The sequence below is a fragment of the Vibrio sp. HB236076 genome (genome assembly GCF_040957575.1).
Classification (GTDB): Bacteria; Pseudomonadota; Gammaproteobacteria; order Enterobacterales; family Vibrionaceae; genus Vibrio.
The window spans coordinates 2,682,342-2,700,692 of record NZ_CP162601.1; the positions used below are offsets into that span (position 1 = coordinate 2,682,342).

Annotated in this window: 12 protein-coding genes; 7 read left to right on the forward strand and 5 right to left on the reverse strand. The window is 49.7% G+C overall.

All coding sequences use genetic code 11. From position 1 onward, the window contains the following. The first annotated feature begins 94 nt into the window (after positions 1-94). Complete coding sequence (locus AB0763_RS11820; RefSeq protein WP_306101972.1) at positions 95-1,003, forward strand: polysaccharide lyase family 7 protein; 909 nt, start codon at positions 95-97, stop codon at positions 1,001-1,003. An 86-nt stretch (positions 1,004-1,089) separates the two neighbouring features. On the opposite strand, the gene AB0763_RS11825 is transcribed toward AB0763_RS11820, so the two are convergent. Together AB0763_RS11825 and AB0763_RS11830 are read right to left on the reverse strand one after the other, a co-directional pair. Continuing rightward, entirely contained in the window at positions 1,090-1,878 is a 789-nt protein-coding gene (locus tag AB0763_RS11825) for an exonuclease domain-containing protein (protein WP_306101973.1), read from the reverse strand. Further along, positions 1,878-3,737, reverse strand: a complete 1,860-nt coding sequence (locus AB0763_RS11830) for a DUF294 nucleotidyltransferase-like domain-containing protein (RefSeq protein WP_306102086.1) — start codon at positions 3,735-3,737, stop codon at positions 1,878-1,880. The genes AB0763_RS11825 and AB0763_RS11830 overlap by 1 nt, the downstream gene beginning before the upstream one ends. Before the next feature lie 350 nt (positions 3,738-4,087). On the opposite strand from AB0763_RS11830, the gene AB0763_RS11835 reads away from it, so the two are divergent. Genes AB0763_RS11835 through AB0763_RS11855 form a run of 5 tightly spaced genes read left to right on the forward strand, consistent with a single transcriptional unit; the run spans position 4,088 to position 12,467 of the window. Then, positions 4,088-4,531, forward strand: coding sequence for a hypothetical protein (locus AB0763_RS11835; protein ID WP_306101974.1), 444 nt, complete (start codon positions 4,088-4,090; stop codon positions 4,529-4,531). Beyond that, positions 4,512-6,767: a UDP-forming cellulose synthase catalytic subunit gene (gene bcsA, locus AB0763_RS11840; RefSeq protein WP_306101975.1), complete on the forward strand. Its 2,256-nt coding sequence runs from the start codon at positions 4,512-4,514 to the stop codon at positions 6,765-6,767. The genes AB0763_RS11835 and bcsA overlap by 20 nt, the downstream gene beginning before the upstream one ends. Then, a complete protein-coding gene (locus tag AB0763_RS11845) occupies positions 6,764-9,064 on the forward strand; it encodes a cellulose biosynthesis cyclic di-GMP-binding regulatory protein BcsB (protein ID WP_306101976.1) in 2,301 nt (766 codons plus the stop codon). The genes bcsA and AB0763_RS11845 overlap by 4 nt, the downstream gene beginning before the upstream one ends. After that, positions 9,052-10,158 (forward strand): glycosyl hydrolase family 8, encoded by a 1,107-nt coding sequence (locus AB0763_RS11850; RefSeq protein ID WP_306101977.1) that lies wholly within the window; start codon positions 9,052-9,054, stop codon positions 10,156-10,158. The genes AB0763_RS11845 and AB0763_RS11850 overlap by 13 nt, the downstream gene beginning before the upstream one ends. Continuing rightward, positions 10,155-12,467, forward strand: coding sequence for a cellulose synthase subunit BcsC-related outer membrane protein (locus tag AB0763_RS11855; protein ID WP_306101978.1), 2,313 nt, complete (start codon positions 10,155-10,157; stop codon positions 12,465-12,467). The genes AB0763_RS11850 and AB0763_RS11855 overlap by 4 nt, the downstream gene beginning before the upstream one ends. A gap of 76 nt (positions 12,468-12,543) precedes the next feature. Here the strand turns inward: AB0763_RS11855 and AB0763_RS11860 are convergent, their stop codons facing one another. Then, on the reverse strand, positions 12,544-13,752 hold the full coding sequence (locus AB0763_RS11860; protein WP_306101979.1) for a multidrug effflux MFS transporter: 1,209 nt from the start codon (positions 13,750-13,752) through the stop codon (positions 12,544-12,546). Between the two features lie 69 nt (positions 13,753-13,821). Beyond that, positions 13,822-14,589: a FadR/GntR family transcriptional regulator gene (locus AB0763_RS11865; protein ID WP_306101980.1), complete on the reverse strand. Its 768-nt coding sequence runs from the start codon at positions 14,587-14,589 to the stop codon at positions 13,822-13,824. A gap of 399 nt (positions 14,590-14,988) precedes the next feature. Here AB0763_RS11865 and AB0763_RS11870 point away from each other — a divergent pair, with 399 nt between their 5' ends. Beyond that, positions 14,989-15,765 (forward strand): SDR family NAD(P)-dependent oxidoreductase, encoded by a 777-nt coding sequence (locus AB0763_RS11870; RefSeq protein WP_306101981.1) that lies wholly within the window; start codon positions 14,989-14,991, stop codon positions 15,763-15,765. A gap of 105 nt (positions 15,766-15,870) precedes the next feature. Here AB0763_RS11870 and katG read toward each other — a convergent pair whose 3' ends face one another. Further along, a complete protein-coding gene (gene katG, locus AB0763_RS11875) occupies positions 15,871-18,045 on the reverse strand; it encodes a catalase/peroxidase HPI (protein ID WP_306101982.1) in 2,175 nt (724 codons plus the stop codon). Between the last annotated feature and the right edge of the window lie 306 nt (positions 18,046-18,351).

The window sequence follows — 18,351 nt, forward strand, 5'->3', positions numbered from 1 at the left end:
CGCTTATCTACGTCGTCGTTATCGTGAAAGACATCACGACACGCTATTTATTATAAATATACAATAATACAAATTAATCATTTGGTACCTCTCGATGCGACACCCAGCCACTACCCCACAACACGGCAAAAACACGCGCAATTCCCGTTCCCTGTTGCCGATGTTGAGCCTGTTATTATTACTCGGTTGCCAATCGGGATCGGAGAGCGCCGATAGCGTGAGTGATGACGCCGCTTCGACGGTCACCAGTGCATCCAGTAGCACCGATGCCAGTGCGCCTTACAGCTATGTCGCTTGGCAAGATCTGCTCGAACACGCAAATTTACAACAATCGGATCCCGACGGCGATGAGGGCAACAAATCCGATCTGGTTAAAGCCGGACAGTTTGCTGATTTTTATAATGATTACTTTTATTATGATGGTACTGAAGAGGTTCTGTCGTTTGCCATGTCCGGTTATAAGATGCGCTCTGAGCTTCGTATGATCGATAACTTTGATACCACCGGTAAGCCCTACGTACTCACGGCCAGTTTTAAACCGATTGGCATCGAAGCGGCCATGTCAAGCACCAGTAGTGCCAATGATGCGGTCACCTTTTTACAAGTACACAACAAAGGCGAAGATGATTCTGGGACAGGCTATATCCCCCATCCCCTGGTGAGAATTGTCTACGAGGCCAATCGCAATAATCTTTACGGGCATTACTGGGCGATCATCAAAAACAACAGCCTCGATTGCAGTATAGATAACCCACCCGATGCGTGCGATAACTCGTATGACCGCTATGATCTTGGCGCCGCAAACCTCGATAGCTTCACCGCCATGACACTCACGGTTGGCGACAGCTTGTTGTTGATCCATGTTGATGGGCAGCTTAAAGTCAGTTATCCAATTGATTACTGGAGTCATTTACTGAGCTATTTTAAAGCGGGCGTCTATAATCAATTTGAAAATGGCAGCGCTCTCGTGCAATTTGAAACCTTGCTCTACCAAACCCCTTAACCAAATAGCGCGCAACATGCCCACAGCCGTCGCGGTCACAGGGCGAAAAGCGTCAAGGCCTGGCTAGAACGGCAAGGCGTCTGCGATTAAAACAAGGCTTCACGACGAGGCGGCTTTTCGCTGACGGCAAAGACCTCGCCAAACGTCACCGGTGATTGGCGGTCGCGACGGTGCATTTGCGCTAACCACAATTCTGCGGTGGCGAGGGCATCACTTAAAGCGTGGTGCTCTGGGTAAGGGGGTAAGCCATGGCGCTGCCTCACTTCTGATAGTGTTACCCCTTGTTGAAAATCGCCTTTGGCTTGCAAGCTATTTTTTTCCATTGTCAGGGTGTCTAACCAGTAAAACGGCGGTAAGGGCGTTTGGTAATAACGGGCAAAAAACTGCGCCATAAAAGCCACTTCGACACATTTGCCATGCACCACCAACACCTTGCCTTGCGCAGCGTCAAAAAGGCGCTGAAAAGCGGTTTCAATGGCGATGCCCTGCTGTAAGTGTTTGGGCATGATCTGGTGAATCGCCACCGCGTCTTTATCCATCGCACTGGGCGCATCGGGGGTAATGTAATAGTGTTGCGCGCTGTTGAGCTTGATGCTTTGCTGCTCGATACTCAGCCATCCTATCGATAATATCGTGTCTTTTTCGGCATCTAAGCCGCTGCATTCAATATCAAAAACTAAGTAATCTAGCGCATGGCATGGGGTGTGACTGTCAATGCTCGGCTCGCAGAGCATCGCATTGACAGATTCGGGCCAAGGGTAGGCTTGGCGGGCTTGTTCACTGCGACTTGCAGCGACACGCTCAGCCCATTGTTTGCGCTTGCGTTGATAACGGCTGAGCGGTGATGAGCTCCACCATCGATGCCAATTGATCATCAGTACATCCCAAACTTGAGTTTCGCCGCTTCTTGCAAGTCGGCAATCACGCGAAACGCGTCTTTGAGGTGCTGCCGCTCAAAGTGGCTGATCGCTTGGGGATCAATGTGGCTATCGGCCACCTTGCCATATTTTAAGGCGTCTCGTTGATGGAAAAGGCGAACCGAGAGCAAGTATTGATACGCTTTGACGACGTTATCACAGGTTTCTTCACTCATGATCCCCGCTTGATAGGCGGCCTGAAAGCGCCCTTCTGTGCTTTGCACATCACTGCCTGCCGCAATGCCATATACCCGAGCGAGGTCAATGATAATGTTGATGGCATTCTTTTTAATATTGAGCGTGCGCGAGTTTTCCCCAGAGGTTTCCAGTACCAAACTGTTAAAAATACCCAATGGCGGCTTAGTGCGATTGATGTCGTTAACCAAATTGGTTAAAAAGCCGCTTTGATCGGATAAGTGCTGGCCAAGAGGGCGGCGCATTTGTGCTTCTAACTCCGCGTCGCCAACCAAGGTGCGGGTTTCGAGAAACACGGTTAGGTTGAGCAGGCTTTCGTACTCTGGGTTGCTGATCCATTTGTGGTAATACTGATTCCACACCGTGACGGGCTGACACCAGGCGGGGTTGGCGGCCATAAATCGGCCACTGCACAAGGGGTAGCCACAGCGCGCGAGGCCATTGCACACCATCATCGACAAATGTTGAAAGTACAACTTGTCGTTGCGACTGGCCTCGTTGGCCAGCACAATGGCGTTGTCTTGATCTGAGCACATGTGGACTTCATTGCGCGCCTGAGAGCCAGCGACAATCCACGCAAAACGACACGGCGGTTCACCGAGTTTATCGATGGCAATGGCGATCAAACGCCGAGTATAGGCATCCATGATCATCGACATCACTTGACCTGTCACACTCGGTACTACTTGCCCGTCCACCAGCGCCTCAAAAATCGCTTGTCGTTCCACACTGAGGTGGGCTAATTCGCTCGTGCTGTGGCAATACTTAATTTTTTCAATCAAGAAAATGGCCTGCACGCGGTGATTTTGCACTAAGTGGTTGGTGGTCAGTAATCCTTTGACTTTATTCCCCTGGACAATCGGCAAGCATTTAATGTCGTTTTGCATCATGATCGAGGCGGCTTTCAGCACCAAATCATCGGTGTTGATGGTCATGGGATCGGGGGTCATGACCGTCGAAATCGGGGCTTGAATATCCACGCCTTCTGCTATCACCCTTAAGGTGAGATCGCGATCGGTGACCAGGCCAACAATGCGTTCTTGCTCAAACACCACCGCACACGAGGTGCGTACTTTGAGGCGCATGGTTTTGGCCACCGACTGAATCGAATCGTTAATATCCACCTTGGCAATCGCGCCGCAGGTCACCTCCTCTATCTTTTTAAAAAAGAGGCCTTTTTCTTTTTGTGACCACACCACATTGAGCGCCGATTGCAAACGAGCTTGGACTTGGAAGGCAAAGTGATCAGCCAGTTTGGGGTCATCGTGACACAATTTGGCAATGCGCTGATAGGGAATCAAATAAAGCAGGGTATCTTCAATGGCCATCACTTGATAGTGCGGCGCATCACTGGCAGAAGAAAGCAAGCCAAAACCAAATAAATCCGCTTCCCCTAACCGAGCGCGCAAGACGCCGTCGGGCTTTCTTTGCTCCACCGAACCTCGGCGAATGACGTACAAATAGTGCGCGGGGTCTTGAGCGTGAATGACCATTTCACCACTGGAAAAGTAACGTATTTCAACTTCGCGACTGATTTCAGCCAGCGCTTTAGCAGGCAACTGATCAAAAGGGGCGACCTGTTGTAAAAAACCATCGATATGGGGTAATACGGGGTCATTCATCATCTCGACTCACTCCGGCGCCACCAACATCAACATGCCAGATAACACACTTAATTCATTGTCAAAAAATCAATTAAATCGTTATTTTAGTTTGCCTTAAACCTCACCAAAAGCCTATGATGATAACCGGTTTCGCCAAGGTACATCACACTTTCTAGGTTGGTCTATACTCATATTGATTATCAATGAAATGTGACGTACTCGGCCAAACCAAAAGACCAATGGAATACACCACAAAGACACCACCTATCTGTCGCGGGTCACTCAAGTGCATTAATTTCACCACATAAAGATAACGTTTGCGATAAAATGACCGATAACAAGTGATGGCAGTCTGACAGGGCAATGCGATGGCTTCTAAGAATAAACAAGAGATCACCGAGCAATATTGGCCACTCGATTCCAAAGAGCAATTGCATTGGGATGAGCATATCGAGGCCTTTTTAAACGCCGAAGTCAGCATGCGCCGCTTTCATGCGAGCCTGACAGTGTCTCGCTGTATCTTAGTGATGGGATTGGGCATGTTGGTGTTTACCTTTGCCATTCCTCAATTGATGCCCGATTGGTTGTTTGTGTTTGCGTTGTTACTCAGCGGCGGCAGTTTCTTTTTGACCTTGTTGCTGATGCCTTTTGCTCGCGAAAGTCGTCGTCATCGACACCAAGTGGCGCGGTTTTTTTACCAAAACGATTTGGTCATCGAGTTTTACCCCGATGAGATTTGGTTGCGACACCGCCCTAGCTCTCAAATTATTTTTAAGACCGACGGACCGCTACATGCCTACCCATTCCAATGATCACTCAACCAACACCGCAGCGCGCCCAACTGCCCTGCCGTCGAGTTCTGGGTTGTTGCTCAAGACCTTTTTTGTCTGCGCCTTATTATTGCTGGTCACCTTTTCGGCCATTCCGTTAAACGCCATGTCGCAATTGAGTATGTCTTTAGTGGTCATGGCCTTTGTTTACGCCGCCTCAACCGACGCTCTGCAACACAGTCGCTGGCATGACGTCTATCGTATTATTGCCATTTTGATGAGTTGTACGCTGTCGGTGCGTTACTTAATGTGGCGCGGTTTGTACACCATGCAAAGCGAAGAAATCCTCTCTTTGATCGCGATGTGGGTTTTATTTGCGGCCGAGCTTTACTCGTTTATTATTCATATTATCGGCTGTTTTATTAACGTTTACCCATTAAACCGCCCCGAGCGAAGCTTAGAAGGCTATCGCCATGAACAGCACCCTCAAGTCGATGTGGTGATCCCCAGTTACAATGAACCCGCGGACATGCTAGAGATTACCTTGCGCGCCGCGACTATGCTCGACTACCCTGCCGACAAGTTATCGATTCACTTACTCGATGACGGCGGCACCGATCAAAAAATCAATCAAGACAACCAGGAGGCGGCCCAAGCCGCGCTCGCGCGACGCCAGCAGCTGCAAGCCCTGTGCGAAAAAATGGGCGCCCAATACCACACTCGCGCTAAAAATGAACACGCCAAAGCCGGTAACATCAATAGCGCTCTGGCCAATATGTCTGGTGAACTGGTGGTTATCCTAGATGCTGATCACGTACCGACGGTGGACTTTTTGGCGCGCACCGTGCCGTGGATGATTGATGACGAGGACGTGTTTTTGGTTCAGTCCCCGCACTTTATGATCAATCCCGACCCGGTAGAGCGCAACTATTTTTCTGCTTTTGATCGCATGCCATCGGAAAACGATATGTTTTACGGTGTTATCCAAAAGGGGCTCGATTTTTGGTCGGCGACCTTCTTTTGTGGCTCTGCCGCGGTGTTGCGTCGCCGTCATTTAGATCAGGTGGGCGGGATTGCTGGGGATTCGATTACCGAAGATGCTGAAACCGCGCTTGAGCTCCACTCACTCGGTTATAAATCGGTCTACGTTGCCAAGCCAATGATCAGCGGCCTGGCGCCGGAAACCTTTGCGTCGTTTATCCAACAAAGAATTCGTTGGGCACAAGGGATGGCGCAGATCTTATTTCTCAAAAAACCCTATCTGAGAAAGGCACTCAGTTGGAAACAGCGCTTGGGTTATATGAGCTCCATTCTCTTTTGGTTTTTCCCCTTTGCGCGCTTGGTATTTTTGCTGTCTCCCTTGTTCTATCTGTTGTTGGACCTGGATTTGATCAATGCCTCCCTGCTCGAGGTATGCGCCTATACCATTCCACACATTATCATCAGTTTTCGCTTATCCCATGTCTTGTTCGGCAAAAAGCGCTGGCCTTTGGTCTCTGAATTGTATGAGCTGTTGCAATGTACCTTTATTTTCCAGGCTTTGCTGACGGTGATCAAAAACCCGCGCCAGCCGTCATTTTTAGTGACACCCAAAGGTGAAAACCTCGATAAAGATTCGATTTCCTCGCTGTCTGGGGTGTTTTATTGGTTGATCCTCTTGCTGTTGTTGGGCACCGCAGCAGGCATTTATCGCTTGGTCGAAACCACAACCAATACCGAGCTCACTTTGATTGTCTTGTTGTGGAACAGCATTAACCTGGTGCTGTGTTTGGGGCTATTGGAAGTACTGATCGAAAAAAGACAATTGCGCAAATACTCTCGCCTGCCCGCGTACGACGAAGTGACCTTATACAGCGATGATGGCGATGCTTGGCCCGGTCGCCTGGTGGATCTCAGTGTCGATGGGGCAAGAGTGATTTTAGATCCCTCCACGGCTCAACAGCATAGCGCACCATCACACTCCCCCCAACACGGTGAGTTACCCGAGCAATTGCTGTTGGCCAGTTTCGCCCACAGCATACACATGCCCGTGGCCATTCGCTGTGAGTCGCGGTTTTATCAACCACAGCGCGGCGAAATTGCGGTTCAATTTGTCGCCCAGAGCGATGACGATCACCAACAAATTATTGCCTTTACCCTCGGCGACAGTGCCCGCTGGGAAAACTTTCAATCCCGACGTGCTCGCCATGTGTCATACTATTTTGGTGTAAAGCACGTATTGAGTATTGGCATAAAACCTTTATTTACCCATATATGGATGAGACTGACGCAAAGATGACGATACCTTTTTTAAATCACTTAAGCAGATTGTCGGCAATTCTGCTGTCCACTTTGATGGTCCTGTGGGCCAGTCAAGCACAAGCCATGGTGCATCACCATTTGCCACTCAGTCCCTTTTACGGCGGCAACAACACCTTGCGCCTCGAAGGCGAACGCGCGTCGGCCAACATTTCAATTCCCGTCTCGCCGCTTGCCTCAATAAAATCGGCTCAGTTACATCTAGAAGCCACCACGTCAATTGCGTTATTACAACGCCAATCGGTGTTGTCGATACGCTTTAACGACATTACCATTGGTCAAATCGAGCTCAATGCCAACAAACCCCTGATTTCAGCCGACCTTTCGATACCCAAAGACTTATGGCGCGCTGAATACAACAACCTTACTTTTGCGGTCAGCCAGCACTCGCAGCTCTGCCAAGACCCCGATGCGCCTGAGCTTTGGACCGAAATTAATTTAAACCGCTCCACGCTGTCGATAGACGATGCCATTGAAGCCAAGCCGATGCGCTTACAATCTCTGTCTGGCTTTTTTCACCCCGGTATTGGTGGCCAGCATCAAGCGGACATTTTTACCATCGACGGCGATAAAGGACTTAAGGCATTGAGCCAAAAAGCGTTGCCGTTAATTGCACAAGGGGTGGCAATTCGCGAACAATACCGCTCCGTGACCTTTACACACCATACTATCTCTCCTGCAAACGCCCCTACCGACGAATCGTTATCGGGCGCGAACAACAATCGACGCAGCAGTTGGTATTTACCCAAGCAAAGTCCTTTGGAGCAATTGCACATTGTGGCGGCCACCCGTGAGGCGTTAAAGCCCTTGGTCAGTGACCGCGTCTATCAACAAATCAATGGGCCTTTCTTGCTCATTCAGCAAACCCCAACGGCTGAGGGGGTCACCCAAAGCGCATCCGCCCGCGAACGCCATTACCGTTTATTGGTCTCAGGGGTGACGGCCGACGATGTGATCCAAGCTGCCGATACACTTGCTCATATGGATGACGTGCTCAACCCCGATGATCAACTGACCATCTTGAGCCAACACAACTCGGCAGAAACCTTAGATCAGCAGCGCATGGTACTTCACCCAGGAAAAACCTATGCCTTTAGTCAGCTCGGGCAAGCGCCGCTGTATTTCACCGGTCGCGGCAGCTTTAGCCAAAATATGACCGTGCGCCTACCCGCCGATTTTTACCCCGCCGAAAACGCCAAGATCAAATTGTCACTCAACTTTGGTTATGGCGCTGGGTTTGGCACTGGGTCAATTTTAAATATTTCCGTCAATGGCGATGTGGTGCATTCGGTGCCGCTCGATGAAGTGCAAGGCCACGCTTACCGAGACTTCGTGTTTACCATCCCCGCACGCTACTTTAGCGGTGGCTTTAACAACCTCAACTTTTACGTCAACCAAAATACCCCGCAAGTCTCGGGCCAATGTACCGATGTCTACGGCGGTTATTTGCGCTTTAACCTCAACAATACCTCGGAAATCACCATTCCCGAAGCCTCGCACATCGCCCGCCAACCCGATTTGCGCTTAATGACACAAACAGGCTATCCCTTTGCTCAGTTTAATAATCAGGAAGTCAGTAACATTTACCTGGCCAGTCCCGCCATGCTGTCACCAGCTTTGACGCTGATCGGGAAAATGGCGCAATCGGCGGGCAACATTTTGCCTAACCTTACGATAGAAAATACCATTCCTGAGCAGCTTTCAGCCAATGCCATTGTGCTGGCTACCCCAGAGCAATTAAGCCCAGCCTTGTTTGACAATGTCACCACATCGATTACCAAAACCAAAAACTGGGCGTATCGATTGCAAAACACCCTGTATAACTTGGTCGCTCAACAGCCGTTGGACTCTCAGGCTGAACCGATTGCCGCCAGCTCTTTTACTGAGCAAAAAAGCAGTTTAGGCCCATTGTCGATTTTACTCGGCACCAAAAACCCTCTATCTGAGCGCGTGGGCACACTCGTTATCCTCACCGCTGACAGTGCTGAACTGCTCAAAAAGCGCACGGAAGAGTTGGTTGACAATCAAATGTGGGGACAGATCCACGGTGACTTTTTTGCTTGGCAAAGCGGCGAAAAGCCCGCCTTGGTGATGCAAACCTCGGCACCTTACAACATAGGGCACGAAGAAACCTTTATGGAAATTCGCGCCTGGCTGTCGCAAAATCCTTGGTACTGGTTGCTCATTACTGTGAGTTTAGTGATTCTCGTTGCGATATTGGCGTTTATTTTACTCAAGCGCAAACACCGTCAGGTGGAAGAACAATGGCAACAATAACGCCTTACCCAAGACTCAAAAACGCGCTGCTCGCCGCCTGTGTGGCGGTCGGGCTAAGTCATTGCACGCCACAGGAGCCAAGCCCGTTTCAAGATGATTGGCAGCACTACAAAGCGCGCTTCTTGCAGCACGGGCGCGTGGTGGATACGGCCAATCAAGACATCTCTCACAGTGAGGGGCAAGGCTATGGCATGTTGTTTGCCGTCCACGCTCAAGACAAAAGCGCTTTTCGACAACTGTGGCAGTGGACACAAGCGGTACTCGCTCGCGACGATCACTTGTACAGTTGGAAATATCAGCCGTGTCCCAGTCGTGACAAAGCCTGCGTCAGTGACAGTAACAATGCGTCTGATGGCGACATTCTCATTGCGTGGGCCTTGCTACTCGCCGCCGAGCAATGGCAAGAGCCAGATTGGCAGCAAGCCGCCCTGCAAACGTTAAACGCGGTAAAATCCAAATTGATCACGCGACGTTTTGGCCATTTAATCCTGCTGCCTGCCGAATACGGCTTTGAACCGGATAAAGCACGAGTGCAGTTGAATTTGTCTTATTGGGTGTTTCCGGCCCTAGAGCAGTTTAGCCAGCAAACTCAAGATCCCATTTGGCATCAGTTGTACCTATCGGGAGAGCAATTGATCGAGTTGGCGCAATTTGGCCAATGGCACCTGCCGCCAGATTGGGTCATGCTCACCGAGCAAGGATTAACGCTGGAGGGGGCTTTATCGCCAGATTACGCTTATAACGCTTGTCGCATTCCTTTGTATATAGCTATGTCTGACCATGGCGATCGCGCTTTACTGACGCCTTTTCTTAATTTTTGGCAGCAAGACAAGGTGCCGGGTACCGTCAATCTGAGCGACAATTCTCACGCTGATTACACCATGAACAGTGGCATGCAATCGATCGCCACCAGTGTCCAGCATCGGTATCAACCGCATCACAATCACCGAGACAGTCAGGCGCAAGCATCCAAATCGAACGCGGAAAATTCAGGCGTGCCTCTGCCGAGCATAGACAGCGCCAGCGATTATTACTCTGCGAGTTTAATCTTGCTGTCTCAACTTTCATTACTCAAGGAGAACCCTAAATCATGACGCGGCGCTCGACTTCCCCACTCTGGCTTAGTGCGTGTGTCTCCTTTGCACTATCGGCGAATACCGTGAACGTCGATTACCAGAAACAAGCCCTGGATCAGCAAAGCGCTGAGCTCAACGCCCAAGAGCTCTTCGGCGCTAAGGTCGACACCTTTGCTCTTTGGCATTACATTCGCCAGCAGCGCACCGACTTGGCGATGCAAGAGTTACAGCGTTTAAAACAAACTTACCCCACTTGGCGCCCTGAAAAGGCGATTTTAGACGCGATTGCCGCGCAACTTCGTATTGCCTTGCGCTTGCAGTCACAGGCGCAAGAAAGTGAGCAACAACCCAAGGCCAGTGCTCGGCCCACCGTCGTTGTTGACCCTGTAGAACAGCTGTTTTCTCGCTTGAGTCGGCAAAGCAAACCACAATGGCAAAAGCTGCCTAACAAAACGGTGTCGACGGCGTCTAAGGCCGCTTTTGCGCAAAATAACCCTGAACGCTTACGCCTCGTCGGCTGGATTTTGCTCAGTCGCTCTCAATATCGCCAAGCGTTAGAACATTTTCAACATGCTTTGGCGATCACCGGCCCCAATACCAGTGCCGAAGATGGGCGAGACACCGCCTTAAAAGGCATGATCAACGAGGCCATAAAGCGCAACGACCAAGCCGCGTTAACCCAACTGATCGCGCAAGCCCCGACCCTCGCCAACGCGGTGATCAATGCCAGCGCCTGGCAACGCTTTGACGCACAACAATTCGACACCGCGCTCACTCTATTTACCACGTCAGGTCATCAATATGGCCAAGTGTTAACCCTTGAGAAAATGGGCCAAGAGCCACAAGCGTTTGAACTGGCCTGCCAACACGTCACCCAAGCAAACTTACTCCATTACTGTATTGAGGGCTATGCCAAACGCCAGTTAGCCCACTTTCAGCAGCAAGAGTATCACCAGAGTGAAATCATGGCCGAGGCCATCCAAAGCCTCGGCAAGTTAAACGATCAGCAGATGGAGATTTACGCTTGGACACAAGCCAAACTTAACCATCGCGGTCAACGGCAGTGGGCCTTTGCTCAACTGATCTCCCGTCAGCCGAACAATCACACATTTGCCAAGGCCTTGGTCGACAGCTTTGATCCTCAAGACCCCCTCTTGGATCAATTTTCTCACTCTTACCCTTCTGTGCAACACGCGCTAACCGAAAAGCAAAAGCAAACCGCTTGGTCTCGCAAACAATTTAATCGTTTTTACGCCTTGGACAGTACCTCACAGCAAGCAGATCAAACCACGTTATCAGCGGGGTTTGATTGGCAAAATAACGACACCGGCAATAACTTAACCGGCTTGCAGAGCCAGCAATACTCACTGGGTTACACCCGCCGAAATGACGGTGCTCAATATGGGCTAAAAACCGCTTACTTGACATACCAAGGTGGCAATTTCGATACTCAAGCCAGCCAATTACAGGCTTTTTACCGCAGACAAGGCGGCGATTGGAACGCCCTTGCTCGCTTGACGTATCAACAACCTCAAGACAATTTGCCGTCGCGGTGGTTTGCCATGCTGTCAGGGGTTTGGTTTGACGATCCTTGGAGTTACGCTGCGAGCCTGTATCGCGACCCGATAGAAGAAACCATACTCAGCACCACAGGAGTGAACGACGAGGGTGAACGCTGGGGCAGTGTCAGTGCCAATGGGGCTCGCGCCTTATTCAATTACCAATGGGACCCTACCTGGTCATCGAATGCGCAGCTTGATTGGGCTTGGATTGAAGGCACTGACGTCGGCAGTAATCAAAAATTCAGTATAAGCACTGGGTTAAATAAAGATATCGCCAGTCAATTGTCTTATCCGTTTGACTACCTTCGCCTCGGGCCTTACTTGTCTTGGATGCATTATCAAGAGAACCAAAACGATTATTCACTGGGCAATGGCGGTTACTTTAGCCCACAACAATTTATCAGTGCTGGCGGACAACTGCAGTGGCTCAGCGAAGAAAATCGCACTTGGCAATGGGCAGGACGAATCGCGCTTGGCTATAACCAAGTCGATAATGGCGATGTCATCAGCGATCGATATGGCGCGTCAACCTCGGTCAGCCAAAGTAACGACAGTGGCTTGGGCGCGGCTCTGCGCTTAGAAGGACAGTGGTTGTTAGACTCGCGCTGGGAGTTAGCCGGTTTATTGGAATATCAGGCCAGTGCCTCTTACGATCAAGCATTGTTAGGCATTGAACTACGCTGGAATCAAGCCGAGCGGACTGGCGTGACCAGTGATGGCTTGATCTCGTCTTCTCCATATCGATTACACTACGCTTGGTATTGATCAGCACATGGTAATAAAAAAGAGGCAGCCCACTGAAGTGCTGCCCTTTTTTATTCGGCGCTTTGACCATGGTCTATCAAGGTTCAACCTGAGGCAGCTTATCAACCACAAAAGGCCGATGTTTGACTCGCCACCACAGCACACTGCCCACCAAGCCAATCGCCAGCTGAATGTAGGCAAGGTTTTGCAACATGGTCTCTGGATTGAGTGACACCAGCGACATGCCAAGCGCGCCGCACATCATGGTCGAAAATTGGATCACCGCCACCGCAGAGCCTGTGTCTTTGCTTTGTTGTTCTAACATTAAGTTCGTCCCCGGCACCCGCAAAGAGATAACCGACATGGTCGCCGTCGCCGCCAATAATGCAAATACGTAGGGACTGCTGGCCCCTAAGCAGGTCATCGCCACGCCCGATAAAGTCAAACCAAGAAAACTGCAGCTTATCATCGTGGGTATCGAGATATAACGCGTCACTTTTAAATACACCCGCGGGGCAAACGACGCACAAAAGGCGTTAAACGCGAAAAAGTAACTAAATACCTGCTCGGTAAGGCCAAAGCCATTGATGTAGACATAAGAGCCCGCCGCCAAAAAGGCCATCATCGCCAGCGCAGGTAAAGAAAAAATCAACAGCAACTGCAAAAACGCGCGATTTTGTGTCACTACCCACAATCGCCCCCAAGCGCGAAATACAGAGCCGGTGTACTTTTCAGTCAGGGTTTCTCGATAGGCCAAAGCAAACGGCACACACAAGGCCCCAAAAAGCGCCAATGCAATGAACATCCAGTGCCAGTTGCCGATCGTCAATAAAAAGGCCCCTAATACCGGGGCGATCATCGGCGCGATGATCACTAAGGACATGATGGTGGCCATGATTTTTTCTCGCTCGCGTCCCTGATACATGTCTTTGACAATCGCGGTCGCGACAACGGTGACGGCACTGCCGCCAAACGCTTGCAAGACCCGTGAACCAATCAACATTTCCACGGAGTAACTGGCCGCACAAGCCAAGCTGGCCAGGATATAAAGCCCGATGCCGACTAACATGATCGGCTTGCGGCCAAACTTTTCACTCAATGGCCCCCAAAACAACAAGCCCGTGGCATAAACGCCAAAGTAACCACTCAGGGTCAAGTTGATCAAGGTTTGTGATGTGTTTAGCGTTTCGACCATGTGGGGCAAAGCCGGCAAATACAAATCGGTCGTAAGGGGGGGAAAGGCGCTGATGATCACCAAAAATAACAGGGTCCACTTGCGACCAAGGCGCGGTTGTAATTGTTGCAAGACATTTTCCTCAGACCATAAAAAAGAGAACGCGAAGTTCTCTTTTTTGGGGTCACAAATCATGAATGGTTAAACGGCTTTTTTAATACCGCTTTGTGCTAATAAGGCTTGGTTTTGTTCTTCAAGCGCTTGTAAGCGATGGTTGTTTTCATTGAGATGAGTCACAGACGCCAATTTGGCTTTTTCGCCATTGCCCGCCATGATCGCTTCGTAAATCGTGCGATGTTCATCAATGCACGTACCACCATCTTTCGAAGAGTGAATAAAGAAGTTGACGAACATGGTCTTGAGAATGTTGCCAAACGGCAAATAAAAATCGTTGCCCGTCGAGCGGAAAATCAGATCGTGAAAGCGCATATCAACCTGAGTCCACTTTTGCTGATCAAACGGTTGTGCCTCAGCCACGACACACATTTCTTGAAATGCTTCCGACAGTTGAATGCGTTGCTCCGCGGTGGCGTGTTTCGCCGCCAGCAGACAGGCTTCTGGCTCGATGGCCAAACGCAAGCCGAGGAATTGACGGTAAAAAACGCTTTTATCGGTAATGCCATCCATCCACTCAAGCAGTTGTGAATCGAGGAAATTCCAATAAGCTCTTTCGACCACTTTGGTACCAACTTTAGGTCTTGATTCTAGCATGCCCTTCGATGTCAGTAGCTTAACCGCTTCTCGAAGCGCCGTGCGACTTACGCCAAATTGCTCACACAAGAACATCTCACCAGGTAAGATAGAACCTTGCTCAATTTTTCCCGATAAAATTCCTCGAGCAATCTCTCGTGCCACTTGAACGTGCAAGCTGCGCTTTGAGCCAGAGATTGAAGAAAAAGAATTCGCCATGGTGCGTACAACCTAAAATAATTAGTAGTATTTAATACTAATATAACATAAAAAATAATCTCAGCCGTGATTTCTGCCATCTATTTGCGTTTTTTTACTCAACTTAACAGTATTTGTTGTATCGAGGCCAGTCGTGTCACTCTGGATGAAAGGTCGCCAATTCTCTATCAAATTGGCAACATAGAGTGATATTTCAATCATAACTTTCGACTTATTTCACAAAACCGCCTGTTGATAATAACGTGAACAACAATAAGGACTTGATCGATGTCGAACGGTATTTTGCGTCATCAATCACAAATAAAATCATAAACATAGCCAAAAATAGCCTTTAATGTAATATTGTACTACAATTATTTCGTTGTTCAGAACATTCCCATTGTATGAGGTAACCCGACTATGTTTAACGATCTTGCAGGCAAACGCATTTTAATCACCGGCTCAACCATCGGCATGGGCTTGGCCGCAGCAAAACTTTTTGTCCAATTAGGGGCAAAAGTCGGCTTAAATGGCCGTACCCATTCTGATGCTATCGATCAATTGGTCGCCGAGCTCAATCAAGAGCAAGGTGAAGCGGCGTTTTTTGCCGCCGACCTGACGCAAAGCGCGCAATGCCAACAGTTAGTACAAGACTTTACCGACCACTTTGGTGGCCTTGATATTTTAATCAACAACGCCGGCGGCCTAGGAGGAAGAAGCCCATTAGAAGGTATCGATGACGCATTTTACGATCACGTCATGAACCTCAATGCGCGCTCTGCGTTGATGATGACCAAATACGCCATTCCCTTTCTCAAGCAATCGGCACAACAATCTGGGCAAACCAGTTGTGTGATCAGTACCGGCTCGATTGCTGCACGTGAAGGCGGCGGTGTCGGCGCTGGGATTTACGCCGCTTCTAAAGCTTGGCTACACGATATTCACCGCAATTGGGTCAAAGAATTCACCAAGGACAATATTCGCTTTAACATTGTCTCGCCGGGCACCATTGATACCGCGTTCCACGACGGTAAATCCGACGAAGTCCGTACCGCGATCGCCAACTCAATTCCGATGGGTCGCTTTGGCACCAGTGAAGAAGTCGCTCCTTCTTTTGCTTTTTTGGCTTCCCATGCTTGCTCGGGCTACATCACCGGCCAAGTGTTGGATGTCAACGGCGGTCAAATCGCGCCTTAGAGTCAAAGCCAAGATTGCGTGAGATTGGTATAAACTCAACACCATTTAAAAAAACGCCGAGCATTGAGCTCGGCGTTGTCTTTTCTATTGCGGTGAAGATTGTGATTAAGCCAACAAGTCGAAACGATCAGCGTTCATCACTTTGGTCCACACTTTGATAAAGTCTTTGACCATCTTCTCTTTGTTGTCGTCTTGTGCGTAGACTTCAGCATAAGCGCGAAGAATTGAGTTTGAACCAAACACCAAGTCAACACGAGTCGCTGTCCACTTCACGTCACCAGATTCACGGTCACAGATGTCGTAAACGTTCTTGCCTTTTGGCTTCCAGCTGTATTGCATGTCGGTCAAGTTGACAAAGAAGTCATTAGTGAGTGCGCCGACATTGTCGGTAAACACACCGTGACCTGTCCCGCCGTAGTTGGTACCAAGTACGCGCATACCACCAAGAAGTACGGTCATTTCAGGCGCAGTTAAGTTCATCAATTGCGCGCGGTCGAGCAACATTTCTTCAGGCTGAACCACATAGTCGGCTTTTTGCCAGTTGCGGAAGCCATCAGCGACCGGCTCTAGCGGTTCAAACGATTCCACATCAGTCAGCTCTTGCGTGGTATCACCACGGCCTGGGGTAAACGGCACTTCCGTTGGGAAACCCGCGGCAGCGGCGGCTTGTTCAATACCGATGTTACCAGCAAGGACAATCGTATCCGCGACACTGGCACCAAATTGCTCGGCAATCGGCTCGAGTACGGACAAGACGCGAGCAAGACGCTCTGGCTCGTTACCTTGCCAATCTTTTTGTGGGGCCAGGCGAATACGCGCGCCATTGGCACCGCCACGACGATCAGAGTTGCGGTAAGTACGCGCACTGTCCCAAGCAGTGGTGATCATATCGGTTTGGCTTAAACCGCTGTCGATGATGGCTTGCTTAAGTCCGCCAAGATCGTAGTCTGTGGTTCCTGCTGGTACCGGGTCTTGCCAAATCAGATCTTCTGCTGGTACTTCTGGGCCAATGTACGCCGATTTAGGGCCGAGATCGCGGTGCGTCAACTTAAACCATGCACGAGCAAACGCATCGGCAAAGGCTTCGTGGTCATTGTAGAAGCGCTCAGAAATCTCGCGGTAAGTCGGATCCATTTTCAACGCCATATCGGCATCGGTCATGATTGGGTTACGACGAACATTCGGGTTTTCGGCATCAAGCGGTTTGTCTTCTTCTTTGATGTTCACTGGTTCCCATTGCCATGCGCCTGCAGGGCTCTTAGTCAATTCCCAGTCATAGGTGAACAGTAAGTAGAAGTAACCGTTATCCCATTTGGTTGGGTTCGTCGTCCACGCGCCTTCAATCCCACTGGTGACGGTATTCGCGCCAATGCCGCGGCCGACTTTGTTGTTCCAGCCTAGACCTTGGTCTTCAATGTCAGCGGCTTCTGGATCTGGGCCAAGGTCTTCGGCATTGCCGTTACCATGACATTTACCAAAGGTGTGACCACCTGCAGCAAGTGCCACAGTTTCTTCGTCATTCATCGCCATACGAGCAAAAGTCACTCGCATATCTTGCGCTGTTTTCAGTGGATCAGGGTTGCCATCAACGCCTTCTGGGTTCACGTAAATAAGACCCATCATCACCGCGGCCAATGGATTTTCTAGGTCGCGTTCACCAGAGTAACGAGAACCTTCACTGCCCGATGGCGCCAACCATTCTTTTTCTGAGCCCCAGTAGATGTCTTTTTCAGGGTGCCAAATATCTTCGCGACCGAAAGAGAAACCGAATGGTTTTAAGCCCATGTCTTCAATCGCCACGTTACCGGCTAAAATCATCAAGTCAGCCCAGCTTAAGCTGTTGCCGTATTTTTTCTTGATTGGCCACAACAAACGACGCGCTTTATCTAGGCTTGCGTTATCTGGCCAAGAGTTGAGGGGAGCAAAGCGCTGGTTGCCCGTGCTGCTACCGCCACGGCCATCATCGATTCGATAGGTACCGGCTGAGTGCCAAGCCATACGAATCATCAAACCGCCGTAGTGACCCCAGTCTGCCGGCCACCAAGATTGGCTGTCGGTCATCAGTTGGCGAAGATCATCTTTCAGTGCCTCTACGTCGAGTTTTTTTACTGCTTCACGGTAGTTAAAATCTTCATCGATAGGGTTGGGTTTGCGATCGTGCTGATGCAAAATATCCAAATTTAGTGCGTTCGGCCACCAATGTGCATTGGGGTTTTCGTTCGAGGTAACTGAACCATGCATAACAGGACATTTGCCTGAAGACTGATTTTGATTGCTCATTGCGTACTCCGCTTTCCGTTGATGATCTCGTGAACCTCTTATTGAAACGACATGAGGAACGACAAGCTTTTCTTATATTCCAGTTAGTTATCTATATATGGCTTGCTAACCAGTAAGGTCAGTATTGTTCAATTCACCGAGCCTTGCCAGCGTATTTTTTAACCAAGCCTGCTTGATTTGAACTCTATCACACCTGGGTGTTCGGTAAAGTCGATTGAACCTATCTAATTAATAGTTCGAAACTATTCAATTGTCATCGCCAAATAAGAAAAAGGCGCTAGTGGCCAAGACATCCCTTAGCAAATC

What these genes read in the sequence shown, in the direction of transcription:
- AB0763_RS11820 (WP_306101972.1), top strand. Translation starts at nt 95, where the DNA reads ATGCGACACCCAGCCACTACCCCACAACACGGCAAAAACACGCGCAAT.
- AB0763_RS11825 (WP_306101973.1), bottom strand. Translation starts at nt 1,878, where the DNA reads ATGATCAATTGGCATCGATGGTGGAGCTCATCACCGCTCAGCCGTTAT.
- AB0763_RS11830 (WP_306102086.1), bottom strand. Translation starts at nt 3,737, where the DNA reads ATGAATGACCCCGTATTACCCCATATCGATGGTTTTTTACAACAGGTC.
- AB0763_RS11835 (WP_306101974.1), top strand. Translation starts at nt 4,088, where the DNA reads ATGGCTTCTAAGAATAAACAAGAGATCACCGAGCAATATTGGCCACTC.
- bcsA (WP_306101975.1), top strand. Translation starts at nt 4,512, where the DNA reads ATGCCTACCCATTCCAATGATCACTCAACCAACACCGCAGCGCGCCCA.
- AB0763_RS11845 (WP_306101976.1), top strand. Translation starts at nt 6,764, where the DNA reads ATGACGATACCTTTTTTAAATCACTTAAGCAGATTGTCGGCAATTCTG.
- AB0763_RS11850 (WP_306101977.1), top strand. Translation starts at nt 9,052, where the DNA reads ATGGCAACAATAACGCCTTACCCAAGACTCAAAAACGCGCTGCTCGCC.
- AB0763_RS11855 (WP_306101978.1), top strand. Translation starts at nt 10,155, where the DNA reads ATGACGCGGCGCTCGACTTCCCCACTCTGGCTTAGTGCGTGTGTCTCC.
- AB0763_RS11865 (WP_306101980.1), bottom strand. Translation starts at nt 14,589, where the DNA reads ATGGCGAATTCTTTTTCTTCAATCTCTGGCTCAAAGCGCAGCTTGCAC.
- AB0763_RS11870 (WP_306101981.1), top strand. Translation starts at nt 14,989, where the DNA reads ATGTTTAACGATCTTGCAGGCAAACGCATTTTAATCACCGGCTCAACC.
- katG (WP_306101982.1), bottom strand. Translation starts at nt 18,045, where the DNA reads ATGAGCAATCAAAATCAGTCTTCAGGCAAATGTCCTGTTATGCATGGT.